Below are 16732 nucleotides of genomic sequence, written 5' to 3'. Positions count from 1 at the left end.
ATACTCTCCTAATCCATTACGCAACGGACCGCAAACCCGTTTGCCAAGGGGAATGCCTTCAAAGTGACCGAATCGTCACTCCCGACAAGGACTCCATAAGCGGACTCACGGTCTTCCGAATCGTTATCGGCACTCCACAGGTACGCCTTCAGCCCTTCGGAATCGAACGAGCCGCTGCGGTAGCGTTCGCCGCCAGCGACCGCCGAGAACCCGGTACCGTTCGTGCCCTCGCCGCTATCCCAGCCTGCTGCCGACTTGAGCGCAGATGCAGCCGCGCTCCCCCCAGCCGCCGCAACCAGGGCGTTCCATTCCGTCGTATCGGGCAAGTGCCAACCGTCGGGGCAAACAGCCACCCTCGCGACACTCCAGGTATAGAGGCGCCCCGCCTCCGCGCATTTCGCGGGATTGTTGTCGTAGCACCAGCTGCTGTCCTTAAGTCCGGGTACCGCCACGGTATCGAAGTAGTCCAGGTTCTCCGCCATCCACGTCTGGCCACCGATTTTTATCGTCGCGTAGGCATGGCCGTCGCGGGCATCCACGAGCGTCCCGTATTCCACTTCGGGGTTTAGGTAGGGGTTCCTGGAAACTTCCTCGACAATCTCGTCCACGTAGCTTTCGAACGACGGCGCCACGCCGCCCTCGCTCCAGCTTTCGACATTCCTGCGGATAGCATCGAGCTCGCCGTTTGCCTCGGCCGCGCGCGCCCAGCCTGCCATAGCCTTCTTCGTTTCGGCATCTTCCCACGAGCCAGCCGCGACAAATGCGTCATCGAACTTGTCGAGGCGTTCGGCCAGTTCCGCGACACCGCCATCGGCCTGCATCATCACGCTCACGGCAAGCAGGGCCGCATTGCCATCTCCCGGTTCTGCGATGTTCATGTCCTCGAACTCTTCAAGTTCGCCCGCAATTCCGAACGCCGCCAGAACTTCGGCCTCGGCCTGTTCCTTCGCGTCGTCAAAGTCCATGCCCTTCGCGGTCACCAGGCGCACCACGCGTCCATATTCCATGTGGGTGAACAGGTTCACGTTCACGCTGTTGCGGTCCGTAAGCCTTGTCACCGCGCGAAGAGTAAACTTGTCCGCAGTCCGCTCGCCCGTCAGTTCGTTCAGGTAGTAGCCCGTCGCCTCGAATATGGCGCACGATGTAGACAAAGTAAGTTTCGCGAAATTGAATTCGCCCCTGCTGTTCGCGATCGAGCCCTCGGCAATCTCGCCCGTCGGTTCGAGAGTCTCGCAGTCAACGCCCTTCACCTTCACGGGAGTCCCCTCGACAAACGGGCCCTTCTGGAACACGCCCGATACGTCGGCGACAATGCCCGCATCTTCTGTAACGCCGCCCGCGACCTCGCTGTCGCCACAACCCACAACTACAAACGACAAAATGGCCAGAGGCAGCAACAAGACCGGCAAAACGCCACCGACACACTTAAACAGTTTTATTTTCATCATCCGTCCAGCCCCTTTTCAAATAGTCCTTGTCCTTGATGTTTTCGCTCACCGGGAACAGCTGCATGTTCAGGCGATACACCCGCTCCGTCTCGTCGTCTTCCACGACAATGGCCATGATGCGCTTGCGGCATTCCGCAAGTTCGTTCTTTATGCGCTCGTAGGCACGGCTCGTTATCCCCATGGTAAGCCCCGACATGTCGCGTTCCGATAGCGGCAAATCCAATGCACTAACCGCAAACTCCCCCATTTGCCTTTGCATCTCGCGAGCCGCCACCGGAACCGCGTCCACCTTCCCCATGGAAATGGCCTTGTCTGTCTGCTGGTAGTTACCGCTCCCGTCCTTCTTCAGGAGTTTCGCCTTCACCAAAAAATCGAGCGTCTCCGCAACCTCCGCCGCAGAAATCTTCTGCTTGCAGGCACGTGCGATATCGAGCGGCTTCGCGCCGGGCATGTGCGATGCGAGTTCACGGATCACCGGGTTTTTCCACGACTTGAAATAGTCGAATTCCTCGTTGCCCAGAACGCGCACCTTGTGCGCCATCGCGAGCGCGCACCGCTGTTCGAACGCCGCACGCTTCGCCTTGTCGTTCTTCGCATGCGCATACGAGACCATGAGCACAAAATATTCGGCCTCGAAACCGACAAGCCCCATGGCGCGCGCGACCGAACCCGCAGCCGACACGCTCAGGTTCTTTTTCCCCTCGCTGACATACTTCAGGTACACCGCCGACGAAAAACCGACATCCCGGGCAAAATCTCGCCAGGTAAATGCCGAACTCCGCTTGCGTTCCTCGTAGTAGTCACGAATGAACTTGCGATAATCAGTGTATTCTACAATCGCATTCATCACTACAAATATAGCCTTTTTCCGGGGCTGTGCAACGGAATAGAGCACAAAAATGCCGTTTTTACTTCAAATTTTACACTTTTTGAGAAATCTTATAAAATTTCAGCATTCTAGAACACAAAAGCGTGTTCTTGGAACACGGCTGTATTCCTAGAACACAAAAAAAAAGGGCATATAAAACTAGGGATTTTTCTTTTCCTGGCCGCGGAGCATCCGTTCGCGGGTCTTTTCGCGGCTCATCCAAGTGAGCACCAGGTTCTGCCAGATAACGTAACAGGTCGGTGCGAGCGCCACCACCGGGCCTGCGTACAAAGTAGAAACCCAGATGACAAGCGTCGTGTTCTTCTGCCCCATGCTCTGCGACCCCTCGATGGGGCGGCGCTTGCGTTCACAGAACCAGCCGAGCCAGAACAGCAAAATGCAGAGCACCAGCGAGACCCCCGCCATCATCGGGAGCTTGCCGCTGTTCCACAAGTCGGTGAATCCCATCTCGCGGATATCGAAACTCGCCTTCGAAATGATGACGAACACCGAGAACGTCCAGATGAACATCGTGTACTTCTGGAATTTCGCGGCGCGGTCGGCAAGCTCCGGGTAGAACGCGCGCAGGCCCAGCGCAAACGCGAGCGGTATGCTGATGATGGGCTGGATGGTATTGAAAATCTTCATCGCGATTTCGGAGAGGCTCGCATCGGCACCGGTAAGGTACCCGAAAAAGACGGGGATCGAAAAGCACGCGAGCAGGTTCCCGCTCAAAAAAATCTTGAGCGCGAGCGACGCCGAACCGCCGAGCATCTTGGCCATCGCGGGGGCGGCATTCGCCGGCGGGCAGAGCGCGATGATGGCACCGCCCAGCAGCACCTCGCGCGGGAGCCCGAACAGTTCCACGATACCCCACAGGGCGGCAATCAGCACAAGGCTTGCGACAAACGCGCGGGCCTCGATCTTGAACGTGTAGCCGTGAGTCTGCGGCGGGATCTTCGTGACAAACGTCAGGAACATCATCGAGCCGATAAGGAAGGGCATCATGGGCGAAAGCACGTGCGCCTGCGGGAGCAGAATCCCGAGCACGATCGCCAGCGGCATCAATATGGACCGCAAATTCTTCATAGCGTGTCCAAATGTAGAAAATTGCTACATTTCGCTCCATGCTTCGTTCCAAGTACCAAGCCTTCTCGGATACGACGTCCGAGAACGTCTTCAAACCGAAAAAACAGGCAAACCCGATTACCCTGGTGGTGCTCGGTTATCTTATGCTTATAACTGTCGGCGCGGTACTCCTGCGCCTGCCGGTCTCCACCCGCGAGCCCATCGACTTTCTCCAGGCGCTCTTCACGGCCACATCCGCAGTGTGCGTGACAGGCCTTTCCGTCATCGACATCAGCTCGACCTTCTCGACATTCGGCAACTGGGTGCTCGTCGTCCTCATGCAGCTGGGCGGCCTCGGCATCATGACCGTGTCTACCGTGCTTATCCTGCTTGCGGGCATGCACCCGGGCTTCAACCACCAGTCCGTGCTGCTCGCCGACTTCACGCAAGAAGGCAACGTCGACGCGAAGCGCATCCTCATGGCCGTCCTCCCCTTCACGTTCATACTGGAAGCCATCGGCGGCGTGCTCTACTTTACGCAGTTTGGAGACATGGAGCTCCACGACCGCATCTTCTGCTCGCTATTCCAGGCAGTCAGTTCGTTCTGTAACGTCGGGTTCACGCTGTTCCCCGACTCGCTCGTACAGTTCCAGCTGAACCCGGTCATGAACATCACCACCTGCATCCTCGCGCTGGCCGGGGGCTTCGGGTTCCTCGCCATCACCGAGCTGCAGTATTCCTTCGACTTCAAGCAGCGCAAGTTCCGCAAGATTTCGCTCCATACCCGCATCGCGACGTTCTGCACGTTCGTCATCATCGGCGCAAGCATCGTCGCCTTCATGATAACCGAATGGGGCAACACGCTCGACGGCTTAAGCTTCTTCGACAAGCTCCAAACCACGTTCTTCATGGCCTTCACAAGCCGCACCGCGGGCCTCAACACGGTAGACACCCCGGCCCTGTGCGCAAGCTCCCTGTTCTTCTTCGCCATCATCATGTTCATCGGCGCAAACCCCGGCAGCTGCGGCGGCGGCATCAAGGTAACGACCGCGGCGGTCATCGGGCTGCTCGGGTTCAACCGCCTGCTCGGCCGCGAAAAGACCCAGGTCATGGGCCGTACCATCCCCGAAACCACGGTCGACAAGGCCGTGCGAATCTTCGTGGTCGCCATCGTCGTTATAGCGCTTGCAACGATGGTCCTCCTCATCACCGAGATTCCGGCGGGCACCGGGTTCAACGAGAACGGCACCCCCTTCCTCAAGATCCTCTTCGAGGTCATCAGCGCCTACAGCACCTGCGGACTCTCGATGGGGCTTACCGGCGAACTTTCCACCGTGGGCCAGATTGTCATCTGCTGCGTGATGTTTATCGGCCGTATGGGCCCGCTTTTCCTCATTTCGGCGGTCGCCGGCAGGGTCCAGAACACTACCTGGTATGCCGAAGAAGACATCATGGTGGGCTAATCCTCAATTGATAATTGATAATTAGGGATTGATTACTAAATTATAGCTCATGGCATCGAAGCAGTACATCATCATCGGGCTCGGCAACTCCGCCATCTTTCTGGCCCGTCACCTGACCAGTCTCGGCCACGACGTGCTCGTGGTGGACAACCACCCCGAAAAGGTGCAGGACATCTCCAGCACCGTATCGCAGGCCATGGTCGCCGACTCCACACGCAAGAAACAGCTCGCGAGCATCCCGCTCCAGAAGGCGGACTCCGTCATCGTCTGTATCGGCGAGAACCTGGAAGCAAGCCTCCTTACCGTACTGAACCTGAAGGAACTCGGCGTAAAGCACATCATCGCGAAGTCCTCTAGCGCCGCCCACTCGAGCATCCTCGAGAAGCTCGGCGTCTCCGACATCTTCCACCCGGAACGCGACAGCGCCATCGCGCTCGCCGAACGCCTGAACAGGCCGAACATGCTCGACTTCCTGCCGTTCATGGAAGGCTTCTCCATCGTCGAGGTCGTGTGCCCCGAAAAGTTCCAGGGCAAGACCCTCAAGGACCTCTCGCTCACGCACAAGTACGGCATCCAGGTCATCGCCATCCGCGACCCGCTCGAGACCAAGCCCAAGATAGGCAACCTCGCCGACTACGTGCTCAAGGAAAACGACGTGCTGTTCCTCATGGGCCCGAACGACGCCCTCGACGACTTCAAGGGCTAGCAGGGACCCGCCGCAAGCCGAAAAAACAAAATTCCTGTAATAATTACAAAAATTTATAACAAAACGATTGACAAAGCGCGATCGTGATTTTATAATTTCCATAATCACAGTTACAAACACCCAAACCCCCGCCAAGCGGGACAGGAGACACAAATGAAAGTATGGGTTTGCAAAGTCTGCGGTTATGTCCACATGGGCCCCGAGGCTCCGGACGAATGCCCCCAGTGCCACGCTCCCAAGAGCAAGTTCTTCGAAAAGGAGGACAAGTCTAGCGGCAAGATCGTATGGGCCGACGAACACAAGATCGGAGTCGCCCAGGGTCTCGATGCCGAGGTCGTCCAGGGACTGCGCGAGAATTTCGCAGGCGAATGCACCGAAGTCGGCATGTATCTCGCCATGAGCCGCCAGGCCGACCGCGAAGGGTTCCCCGAAGTCGCCGAGGCCTACAAGCGCATCGCCTTCGAGGAAGCCGAACATGCCGCCAAGTTCGCAGAACTCCTCGGCGAAGTCGTCTACCCCGACACCAAGAAGAACCTCGAACTCCGCGTCGCCGCCGAAGCGGGCGCCACCGAAGGCAAGCTCGCCCTCGCGAAGCGTGCGAAGGAACTCGGCTACGACGCCATCCACGATACCGTCCACGAAATGTGCAAAGACGAGGCCCGCCACGGCGGAGCCTTCCAGGGCCTGCTCGGACGCTACTTCAAGTAAGCGATGGCATCCGCTTCCGTCATGCTTCAAGAATGCGGGATCCGCCCGTCGCTACAGCGGGTCCTCATTCTCGACTACCTGAAAAGCGTCCATTCGCACCCGTCGGTGGATTCCATCTACCAGGCGCTGCTGCCAGGCAATCCCGGGCTCTCGCGGACGACCGTCTACAACACGCTCGAACTGTTCGCGGAAAAAGGGCTCGCCCTCTCGCTGGACTTCGGCGAAGGGTTCCTGCGCTACGACGGCGAGACCAAACCGCACAGCCATTTCCGATGCGAAAAATGCGGCAGGGTCATCGACATCGACAGCGTTCCGGAAGGTTGCGAACAGATGCTCCCCGAAGGCTGTTCGCTCACCGGAGCGTCGCTCTACATGTTCGGGCTCTGCCCGCAGTGCAACAGGGACCGCGACGTGTGACAAAGTTTACATAAGTTTATTTTTTTCAGAACAAAATAACAAACCCCGCATAGGCGGGGTTTTCTTTTTAACTTATTATCTATCTTAGACTTAGGGGCGAGGTCCGACCTAGAACACCGGCTGGTCGCTTCCCTTTTCCTTGCCCTTCTTCTGCGCGAGCCCTTCCTTCGCGAGGGTGCGGTGCTCCACGTAGCCAAGAACGAAATAGCGGTTGGACTTGCCGACGACAGCCGTAAAGGCGTTCAGGACCTTGACCCCGAACCATTCCTGGTAGTTGTTGCGGCCTTCCTTGATGGCGGATTCAACAAGCGTCGGCGCCTGCGAAGGCTTGCCGTACTTGAGTGTAAACTGTTCCGACATGTATTCCGCAGCCTCGATGGCCTTGAACCTGCGGCTCGCCTCCACCTTGCCCGTGCGGATTTCAAAAGCGTAGAACTTGTCGTTCGCGTTAAAGATGAAAGAAACCTGAACCGGCAGTTCGCCGAAATTGAACATGGGAAGCACAACCCGCTCACCCTTGCCCATCTGGCCGAAGGGCTCGTAGCCCATCTTCATCACCTCTTCAATCACTGTCTCGCGCGAGGCGCCAAAGGGGATACCGGCAAATTCGAGTTCGCCATTGCGCTGCGCGAACGCTTCCATGGAAAGCGCCAGCAGCAACAAGACGATGATATTTCTAAACATGGACACGGACTATCTCCTAAAACCTTTGTAAAAGATAGTAAACTTTCAGCAAAAATGGGCCGTCCGGACGGTTTTAGGGCCTCTTTATCTATATTTTGCAACATGGCTAGCACTTTTGGCAAAATTTTCAGCGTGACGACCTGGGGCGAATCCCACGGTCCGGCAGTAGGCGCCGTCGTGGACGGATGCCCGGCAGGGCTTCCCCTCTGCGAAGAAGACATCCAGTTTTACCTCGACCGCAGGCGCCCGGGGCAGGGCGCGATGACCACCGCCCGCGACGAAAAGGACAAGGTCAGGATCCTGAGCGGCGTTTTCGAAGGCAAGACGACCGGGACTCCCATCTCGTTCGCCGTATTCAACGAGGACCAGCGAAGCCATGACTACGCGGATATCGAGAAATGGTACAGACCGGGACATGCCGACCTCTGCTACGACATGAAGTACGGGTTCCGCGACTACCGCGGCGGCGGACGCAGTTCCGCACGCGAAACCATCGGCAGGGTCTGCGCGGGCGCCGTCGCACGCAAGTTCCTCGCACAGGTCGCCGGAACAGAATTTATCGCGTGGGTCGATTCCGTCGGCAACATCGACTGCCCCGAATTCGACATCGGTACACTCACGCACGAATCTATCGAAGCCTCTCCCGTCCGCTGTCCCGTTCCCGAAGCGGGCATGAAAATGGAAGAAGAAATCCTCGACGCGAAGAAGAACGCCGACAGCATCGGCGGCACGGTGCGGCTGCTGGTGCGCGGCGTCCCCGCCGCACTCGGCGAACCCGTGTTCGACAGGCTCGACGCGCTGCTCGCCCAGGCGATGCTCAGCATCCCCGCCTGCAAGGGTTTCGAGATCGGCAGCGGGTTCGCCGCCGCGCGCATGCGCGGCAGCCGCCACAACGACGAAATCTACTTCGACGGCAAGCAATACCGCACGCGCACAAACAACGCGGGCGGCTGCGTCGGAGGAATCAGCAACGGCGAAGACATCCTCTGCCGCATGGCGTTCAAGCCCACCGCGACAATCGCGCAAGCGCAGAAGACCGCCGGCCGCGGAGGGGAGAACGGAGAACTCGCCGCCAAAGGCCGCCACGACCCGTGCGTCGCGGTACGCGCGCCGGTCATCGTCGAAAGCATGGCCGCTATCGTGCTTGCCGACCTCTACCTGCAGCAGAAACGCCACTGCCTGTAGCATGGCCTACGGCCAGGACGCCGCAACGACATGAACACATTAACGCGCTTCCCGCTCACATGCCTTGCCGCCTGTTACCATGCCGCATACCGGCTCCACCACCGCCTTTGCCTCAAGCCCGGGCAGCCGCTCCAAAATTCTAGCTTGTATGTAATAGGAAGCTTCCGCATCGGGGGCGCGGGCAAGAGTCCGTTCACCGCGTGGTTCGTCCGTTTCCTCCGCGAACAGGGCGCCGGGCGTATCGCTGTCCTTTGCCATGCGAAAGCCCGCGACGAAGCGCAAATGCTACGGCAGCGGCTCGCGCAATTGCCGCAGGTCCAGGTATTCTCGACAGGCAACCGCTACCGCACCGCCCACGAACTCGACGGCGAATTCGATGCGATCGTCTGCGACGACGGATTCGAGGACACCCGACTTTCCGGTGCCATAGTCATCCGCCTCGACTGGGAAGACCCGCCCGTGCACACCGAAAGCCTCGTGCCCGCGGGCATGTTCCGGAGCATGGCAACGGATCATGCGGCGCCCGCAATCGCGCTCCGTTGCGCGAGCACGCATACGGGCGCCGATGCCGATGTCACCTTCGGCATCGCGGGCATCGAGAACGCAGCGGGCAATTCCCTCAGCCGCGACCCGGTCCTCCTCTGCGGCATAGCCGACCCGTCCCGGTTCGCAAGCGACGTCGCCGCTTCGGGAATCCGCGCGACCCGCACCATCGCGCTCCGCGACCACGACAGGCGCCTGCGGCGTATCCTCGAGGCCCTTCTCCGCGATGGCGAACAAGTCGTCATCACCGAGAAGGACTTCGCAAGGCTCCCCCCGGAACTCCAAAATGAACATGCAGTCTTTATCGCCCGCCAGCGGGTTCTCGTCTCGGACTCCGCCAAAAACGCGCTTATCGCAGCCCGCGCGAACACAGGGCGCTAAACGGATGGCCTCACGTTATTATTTTTTATGCAACGCGCAAACCGCAAGAAGGAATAGAAAATGAATCTCTCTACGCGTATTAAGGATTTGATGAACGCCCTCTCCGCAGGCATCCCCGAACGCGAATTCTGTATCGAACTAGCCTTTCTCACGACCATCGTCCGTGAACCGTTCTACCTCTACGGCCGCTCCGGCTCCGGCAAGGCCATCGTCATCGACAGGCTCGTCGCCGCATTCAAGAACGCCAAGGTGCTCCGCATCGGCAGGCGCATCCAGGAGATTCCCTCCAAGCTCAGCGACTATAACCTTATCGTATTCCAGAGCTACGACGTCACGAACGAGCGCCAAAAAGAGAGCGTGCAGATTGCGCTCCAGGATCGCGCCGGCACGCCGGTCATCATTTCGGGCGACCTGCGCCCCGAAGTGGCCCTGACCCGCGGTGAGATTGTAGACAAGATAGCGCTCACCGTCGCCCTCCCCGACAGCATCTCGGCAAGCGCCCTCTGTCAGCTGCTCACGACCCCCCGCGATGTGACCCTGACCGACATCCCCGCAGAACTCACCATCACGCCAGAAGAATCCGCGGAATGGAAAGAGAAAATCAACAAGATTGCATTCTCTGCCGATGCGCTCGACATGATCGGCAAGCTCGCCGAACTCTGCGACTCAAACAACATCTACGTCTCCATCAAGAAATGGATGGTCCTAAGCAACATCGCAAAGGCCGCCGCCTTCTTCAACGGGCGCACCGAAGCCAGCCTCATGGACACCTTCTTCCTCGGCACAAACATCTGGGGACGCACCATTTCGAACAAGATTATTGTCGAAGGCTACAAGAAGATAGCCCTCGAAATCCTCCTGAAAAACATCCCGGAAATCCATGAAAAGCGCTACGATGCCGACGACCTCCTCGCCCGCATCGACAGGCTGCTGAACAGCAGCAACAACAAATACGACACCAGGGAATTCAACAACGAAGCCTGCGTTATGTACAAAGTTACAATCGCCGGCGAATCCACGCCGCTCTATGTTCCGCTCCGCTATATCGAAACGGATGGCGACTTCAACCCGTACAACGAACTGCGCCAGGTCGAAAAGCGCGTGCGCTGCAACTATCACGGCACTTCCAACTGTTCCATCGCCATCGACTCCGCAGTCAAGGGCATCGGGCTGCGCACCAACGTGGTCCGTTCCAGCAACAGCACCCTCAAGACAGGCAAGTTCGAAGATTACGCAACGCTCCCGACCTATATCCTGAGCGAAAACGACCCCGACATCATCGCGCAAAAGAAAATCCAGCGCGAAGAAATCCGGAAGGAAGTCAACGCCTCCATGGAACGCGAATCCAAGACGCTCCTGAGCCTGCGCGATACCTACCGCAGCCTCAAGCAGAACCGCAACGAGCTGTTCTGCAACCAGCAGCTCTTTGACGAAATCCTCGGACAAATCAAGGAAGAATTCGACGCGACTTCCGTCCTGATTTCCAAAATCAAGGAAGCGCACGCCAAGCTCGACGGCAAGGCGTCCTAGAGGTTATCGATACTGTCGGGAATCTCGTTTCGCATCACGAGCAGGATCGCGTTCTGCCCGACGATGACATACTTTTCGCCGTTGATTTCTATTTCGGTTCCGCTCGCATGCAGGTAGAGCGCCTCGTCGCCTTCATGGACCTGGAGCGGCACATAGTTCACCGTATCTTCCCTTTCGCCCGTAAAGATGGAATCCGGATCGCGGTTCGCGGGAATCGGGTATCCGGGCCCGACCCGCATCACGAGCCCCGCATGCACGGCGTCATGGTCCTTCACGCTCGGCGGCAGGTATAGCCCGCTCCCCGTTCGGTTCGACGCCTCCAGGGGCTTTATCAACACTCGGTCGCCAATTACAACAACATTTTTCAAAGCATCCATCATGGGCGCTAAAATAGAATTTATATTGCAGCTGTGGTCATCGCAATTCTCATAGCGCTCTGGTTTGCCATATCCATCGGCATACTCGGTATCGTCCTCTCGACACCGAAAGGGAGGGCCATGCTGAAAATCCTGTGGCGCAGCCGCAAGATACGCGTCGCGTGCGCCGCGGCTGTCGTAGCAATCATCGCCATCGCCACCATCTTCGTGCTCCATCCGGAGCCAGCCGCCCCCGAACCGCTGGACGCAAGGCACATATTCGAGAGCTACTCCCGCACGCTCGTCTCCGCAATGGAATCAAGCGGAGCCGTCGCGATCGATCCCCGGTGCAACCTCGAAAGGCCGAAGCCCGAACTTGCGCACACGCTCCCCGTCCTCGTCGAAGTCTACCACGAAATGGTCAACAGGCCCACCACGGCAAGGCTCGTGCGCCTCGACGACACGCTCGTCCTCTCCTTCGACGGCTACAAGCAATTCAAGAACAGGACCATCAAGATTACGAAGGGCGTGCAAAAAAGGCTCGGGCCGCGCTATTCCATAAGGATGCAAAGCAAGGGCGAAAGCCACGAGCTCGAAATCACATACAGGGGAAGCCCCTGGGACAACGAACAGCTCTGCGCCCTTCCCGTCCTGGAAGCAAGCCTCCGCGAAAAGGTCGACCCCGCCATGCTCATGTCCATCATCCGCCACATTTCGGGATTCGACTTCAACTACAAAGGCGAAAAGACCGGACGCGGCCTGCTCGCACTGGATTCAGGAGACGGCCTCGCGCAAATCCGCACCGGGGCGCGCATGCTGAAGGCCGCCCTCGATACCGCCAAGAGCGAAGAAGACGCCATCGCCGCCTTCTATCCCGAAAACAGCATCCAGGGGCTAAACGCCGAGTGGCGCAAGAGCCCGCTCAAGAACGGCTGGGTGCAGGATGTCCTTGCCGACATCCCCTTCTACAGGAACAACGGATTGTCCCACGCGCAGGTCGGCCGCTAGGCTACTTCCCGCGCTTTACCCCCATCGTGAACGTGTCGTCGCGCTTGCCGACAGTCTCGCGCCCCGCCTTCACGCGCCATTCGAGCTTCGATACATACGCGCCCGTGCCCACGAGCCTTCCATTCTCGCTGCGGGCGTTCCATGCGAGGAATACCTTCGCCGGATTCGAGCGGCAGTCTCCATTGAACACCGCAGTGTCGGAACAAGCCACGGAACCCTTCGCCCGGTTCACAAACTGGCCAAGGTTCGAAAAATAGCTCACTTCCCATTCGATGCGGATAGAATCGATGGACACCGAATCGCTCGCCGTAAGGCCCAGTTCCTGCAAATCGTAGTTCAAAAGCTGCCCCGGAAGGCCCGTCTGTTCCACGGCATCCTTCAAGGACATCTCGGGCGGAATAGCGAACGTGTGCACGCCGCCTTCCCAGGATGCAGTCTGTTCCGCAGTCTCCTGCGAAAGCGTAACCACGCCCGGCACGTCCACCAGCAATCTCTGGCCGCCAATGACCCTCACCCACGGATTGTTCGCATGGGGCACGTTCCCGCCCAAGTCCCGGATCGCGCCCGGCATGAGCCGCACCGAATCACCCACGGCAGGCAGCACCTCGTCTTCGCCGCCATAGAAGTAAAGGTCATAGCGCACGCCATTCTGCAACCTGGTCCTGCGTGGCGATACCATTTGCGCCGACGCCTGTTCGCCCATCCGCCAAATCCTGAAATCGAACAAGTCCTCCGCGGCGAGATTCGTATCGAGTGATCCCTCGCTCAACAGGAGCGTCAACGTCGTCATCTTGTCCTTGCCCGGATTCACTATGGCGCTCAACAGCACGGGTCCGACCCTGTCCTCTATCATGCCGTTCATCGAAAGCGAAATCGAGTCTCCCTTGTCCTCGTCCCAGTAGGTGTAATGGTAATGCAAGCCTCCCTGGTAGATTTCCTTGTTTCCGCCGGTAAAAACCTTGTCGAGCAGGGAATCCGCCGTCACTACGATATCGGACGCGTTCTCGATTTTCGTGCGGACACTTTCAACCCCCACGATTCTGCTCCAGGCCGAATCACCGAACGACCATGCAAGCGTATCGGGAATGTCGGAATCGAAGGCCTCGCTGAAGGGGATGTGCAGACTGTCGGGAACGCCGTCGCCATCTCGGTCGAACATGTAGCCCTTGCTCGCAAACGGCACGGGCGGTTCCATCATGTTGATGTTCTCCCACACGATCTTGTTCGCAACCTGCGAACCGGAAACCGTGAACGAGGCATTGTTGACCGCCGCAAGGCCCATCACGTTGAATATCGCATAGCCCGAAGAATCCGTCGTGACACTCGTGATCGGCTGTCCGTTCGCATCCAGGAACGAGAGCGAATCCGCAGTCGAGAGGTCCACCGACACGATACAGTCGGCGCAGACCTGCCCGATATACATCACCATGATGCGTACCGGGTAAGACACAAAAGCCATCAGCGTATCCTTGCCGCCATTGTCACCCGGGACCCCCATCGGTTCGAGCAGCAAGTTGTAGCCTTTCGGGTCAAACGGTTCGCCCGCCGCATCCGCAAACGCGATATCCGGAAGCGGGTACTCCGGCACCTCGAAATACACCTGCGAACGCTGCGAGGGGTCGGCCACCAGGTAAAAATCGAGCATGTACATTCCCGGCGGGAGCGCACGCGCACGCACGATCGCCGCCGTATCGATAACAAAGCCCGCCATGTTCTCGTTGACGGTAATGCCGCCGTAGTTCACGCCCGGCTTCAGCACCTCGCCCTCCTGCAATGCAGTCTGCCCGTACAGAATGAAGGACGATTCCGCAAGCGTCGTATCCACCTTCCCCACGCTCGAAATGTCGCAGGTCAGGTTCTCTTCCGTAAGAATCTGCAGAATCACGTACTCGATGGTTCCGTCATCCGTATGCTGTTCCACCGGGAAGTAGCGCTTTTCCGTCTGCAGGTTGATGGAGGTGCGCATCTTGAAGTTCGAACCCGTCGCGTTCCTTTCCGAGAAGAATATGTGGAACGGATAGATCTTGCCTTCCTCGAGCCCCATCGTGTCGAGATTCACCGCGCCTTCCACCGGGTTGTGGCACCCGCCGATATCCACCGCGAGGCGGTTGTCGATAAACACCCACACGTCATCGTCTCCGCGGAACTCGAAGTACTGCCCCGGAATGTACTGGAACTGCGCCGAAATCTTCATCGCGAAGCTGTAATTGTGCCTGCAGCCGCTCACGTTCCAGTCGAATTTCGGGTTCTTCACCGTCTTCGCGGAATCCAGGTACTCAAAATCGTCAATCGGGTAGAATCCCGGGTTCAGCGTGTCGTTGCAGTCGTTCTCGTTCGTAAAGTCCGCAAGCCAGAACCCTTCCTCGTCGAGCGTCAAATCAATATCGCGGCAAGTCGCATTCGTGTATTCCTTGCCCGCGGCATCGGTCGCCACTACCTGCGGCACAAACCATTTTTCAATCTCGTGCGCCGCGGAACACTGGTTCCACGGATAAACTAACGAATCCACACGCGCAGGCAAGCCGTTCACCAGTTTATCCTGAACCATTCCCAACACGTGGCCGCCACAGGTCTTGAGCGAATCGAGTTCGCCATTCTGGTTCTTCTCCCACACCGTCGTATAGGGGTTGCCGTTGTAGATGTTGCCAAAGTCCACGTCAATCGCGTCCGCATACGATTCGCCGGCCCAGTCCACCACCATCGCCGAAATCTTCATCTCGGGGCAACGTCCCAGGTGATTCGGGAACGCCACGTCCAGCAGCGGGGCACTGTTCGAAACCGGGTAAGGATGCACCCACACCGTATCGCGCACCTTCAGCACCGAATCGAGACGCACCGTCTCGCCCAGATCCTTGCCCTCGGCCGCAATGCCGCCCATGCTGTAGTAATCCATGCCGAACGTCTGCTTAAAATAGACGCCCCAGTCATCCACATGCTTGTAGTAGGTACCCTCGTACCAGCCGCAGGTATCCTTCTGGCGGTCCATCGGCAGCGGGCCCATCTTTACCGTATCGTCCATCGAAACCACGAGCATCGAAGGCGACATGTCGTCCCACGGGCTCAGCAAACGCACCACCTTCGGTTCGGGCGGGTAGTACACGAAATCCTTTACATGCAAAGACGTACTCGCGAACATCCACGTCTCGTAAATGCCGGCAGGGAACAGGTCCGTGGCCAGCGGGCGCTCCGCATCGTCGAAATACTTGTGCTGCGGCCACTCGTTCTGCCCGCGATAGAACTGCACCCACGCCCACGTCGAATTCCACTTCGGCGAGCTCACCAGCGAATCGTCAAAACTGATATGCCGCCAGTACTTGTATTCGCCCTCGGCCGTGAGTGGAGTCGGCTGGTTCATGATGTTGTTGTCCACCGAGATGTAGAAGGCGCTGTCGCGGTAACTCGTGTTGGTGCGCCACGGATGATAAACGTGAAGTACCCGCGTCGGGTCAAAGCATTCGCCCCTGCTCCCGATTTCAAGCGCCGCCTCGGGTGCGTCCGCCGTCCCGTCGACAAATACCGTGTCGGCGGTCGCAAGTGCCGCAGCAAGTTCCACGACGGCGGCACTGTCTGCCGGGAATGTATACCACGGGGCCTTGTAGCGGACAAAGTAAGCACTCTGTATCGGGTTAGCCGCCATCATCGCGGGCGTAACCGAGCCGTAGAACCACCCGCACTTCGAGGCATCGCCCGGAATGAACCGCATCAGCACGGAATCCGCACCGAAAATCATCTGCGGCAAGGACTTGTTACCCCACGGGCTCTTGAACCACACAATTTTCGAACCCGGAGCCATGAACGACTTCTCGTAGGTACCGTCAGCCTTCGTGTATAGCCAGAGCTCCGTCTCCGCGCCAAAGAACTCGCCCATCTTGAATTCGTTCGAGCCCCACGTGACGCAGTTGTTCTGGTTAAAATTATAGTCGGCAGTATTCGGGCAGGCCTTGATGTTGAAGCTCATCCAGTCCTGAAAATCGGCAAGCGTCTTGCCCACCCAAATGTAGGTGAACCAGCCGTCGCCATCGCTCTTCATCATCGTCGAGGAATTTGCGTCGAAATGCGGGTTGTAGTCGCCACCCGCACCGCCCAGTACATGCGGCACATAATCGCTCCGGGTCGCATCGTCACGCCACGGTGACTGGAAATGCAGAATAAGGTCGGCCCAGGCAGCAGATCCGAACAAAAAAAGCAAACAGACACCCAAACAAATGCGCTTCATACCAACTCCTTTCCGAGCGCAATAAACAACTATAGGTAATGTATATTCAAAAAGCGGAAAAAGAGCGTCTAGCAATCGCAAAAAGCGGAAAGCGTTGTCTTAAACGCAATAAAAAAAGCCCGCGGGAATGTGGCGGGCGGGCGTAGACGGC

At 58.2% G+C, this 16732-nt stretch carries 14 protein-coding genes; 8 read left to right on the top strand and 6 right to left on the bottom strand.

The window, feature by feature from the left end; translation table 11 throughout:
• Window positions 1-8: 8 nt before the first annotated feature.
• The 3 genes from B4B27_RS07830 to B4B27_RS07820 form a co-directional block, all read right to left on the bottom strand.
• Window positions 9-1448: a fibrobacter succinogenes major paralogous domain-containing protein gene (locus tag B4B27_RS07830; protein ID WP_290725339.1), complete on the bottom strand. Its 1440-nt coding sequence runs from the start codon at window positions 1446-1448 to the stop codon at window positions 9-11.
• Window positions 1426-2295, bottom strand: a complete 870-nt coding sequence (locus B4B27_RS07825) for a TIGR02147 family protein (RefSeq protein ID WP_290725337.1) — start codon at window positions 2293-2295, stop codon at window positions 1426-1428. Before B4B27_RS07825 ends, B4B27_RS07830 begins: the two co-directional genes overlap by 23 nt.
• A gap of 180 nt (window positions 2296-2475) precedes the next feature.
• Complete coding sequence (locus B4B27_RS07820) at window positions 2476-3405, bottom strand: hypothetical protein (RefSeq protein WP_290725335.1); 930 nt, start codon at window positions 3403-3405, stop codon at window positions 2476-2478.
• A 38-nt stretch (window positions 3406-3443) separates the two neighbouring features.
• On the opposite strand from B4B27_RS07820, the gene B4B27_RS07815 reads away from it, so the two are divergent.
• The 4 genes from B4B27_RS07815 to B4B27_RS07800 all read left to right on the top strand — a co-directional run bounded on the left by B4B27_RS07815 (window position 3444) and on the right by B4B27_RS07800 (window position 6678).
• A complete protein-coding gene (locus B4B27_RS07815) occupies window positions 3444-4847 on the top strand; it encodes a TrkH family potassium uptake protein (protein ID WP_173381590.1) in 1404 nt (467 codons plus the stop codon).
• 49 nt (window positions 4848-4896) lie between these two features.
• Complete coding sequence (locus B4B27_RS07810) at window positions 4897-5553, top strand: potassium channel family protein (protein ID WP_173381589.1); 657 nt, start codon at window positions 4897-4899, stop codon at window positions 5551-5553.
• Between the two features lie 153 nt (window positions 5554-5706).
• Window positions 5707-6261, top strand: a complete 555-nt coding sequence (locus B4B27_RS07805; protein ID WP_173366272.1) for an NADH peroxidase — start codon at window positions 5707-5709, stop codon at window positions 6259-6261.
• A gap of 3 nt (window positions 6262-6264) precedes the next feature.
• Entirely contained in the window at window positions 6265-6678 is a 414-nt protein-coding gene (locus tag B4B27_RS07800; RefSeq protein ID WP_173381588.1) for a Fur family transcriptional regulator, read from the top strand.
• A 108-nt stretch (window positions 6679-6786) separates the two neighbouring features.
• On the opposite strand, the gene B4B27_RS07795 is transcribed toward B4B27_RS07800, so the two are convergent.
• Window positions 6787-7362 carry a hypothetical protein gene (locus tag B4B27_RS07795; protein WP_290725814.1) on the bottom strand — a complete coding sequence of 192 codons (576 nt, stop codon included), beginning with the start codon at window positions 7360-7362 and terminating at the stop codon, window positions 6787-6789.
• Between the two features lie 102 nt (window positions 7363-7464).
• On the opposite strand from B4B27_RS07795, the gene aroC reads away from it, so the two are divergent.
• Genes aroC through B4B27_RS07780 form a run of 3 tightly spaced genes read left to right on the top strand, consistent with a single transcriptional unit; the run spans window position 7465 to window position 11001 of the window.
• The gene (aroC, locus tag B4B27_RS07790; protein ID WP_173381586.1) at window positions 7465-8547 is read left to right on the top strand and encodes a chorismate synthase; all 1083 of its coding nucleotides are present in this window, start codon (window positions 7465-7467) and stop codon (window positions 8545-8547) included.
• A 30-nt stretch (window positions 8548-8577) separates the two neighbouring features.
• Window positions 8578-9471, top strand: coding sequence for a tetraacyldisaccharide 4'-kinase (locus tag B4B27_RS07785; RefSeq protein ID WP_290725328.1), 894 nt, complete (start codon window positions 8578-8580; stop codon window positions 9469-9471).
• Between the two features lie 60 nt (window positions 9472-9531).
• A complete protein-coding gene (locus B4B27_RS07780; protein WP_290725326.1) occupies window positions 9532-11001 on the top strand; it encodes a hypothetical protein in 1470 nt (489 codons plus the stop codon).
• On the opposite strand, the gene B4B27_RS07775 is transcribed toward B4B27_RS07780, so the two are convergent.
• Entirely contained in the window at window positions 10998-11381 is a 384-nt protein-coding gene (locus B4B27_RS07775; RefSeq protein WP_173366278.1) for a co-chaperone GroES, read from the bottom strand. The genes B4B27_RS07780 and B4B27_RS07775 overlap by 4 nt on opposite strands.
• 30 nt (window positions 11382-11411) lie before the next feature.
• On the opposite strand from B4B27_RS07775, the gene B4B27_RS07770 reads away from it, so the two are divergent.
• Entirely contained in the window at window positions 11412-12365 is a 954-nt protein-coding gene (locus B4B27_RS07770) for a hypothetical protein (RefSeq protein ID WP_290725321.1), read from the top strand.
• A gap of 1 nt (window position 12366) precedes the next feature.
• On the opposite strand, the gene B4B27_RS07765 is transcribed toward B4B27_RS07770, so the two are convergent.
• Window positions 12367-16581, bottom strand: coding sequence for a fibro-slime domain-containing protein (locus tag B4B27_RS07765; RefSeq protein WP_290725319.1), 4215 nt, complete (start codon window positions 16579-16581; stop codon window positions 12367-12369).
• Between the last annotated feature and the right edge of the window lie 151 nt (window positions 16582-16732).

The organism is Fibrobacter sp. UBA2449 (assembly GCF_002342555.1).
In the GTDB taxonomy this organism is placed as follows: domain Bacteria; phylum Fibrobacterota; class Fibrobacteria; order Fibrobacterales; family Fibrobacteraceae; genus Fibrobacter.
Note: the sequence above shows the minus strand (reverse complement) of the source record. Positions and strands in the feature narration are given on the sequence as shown.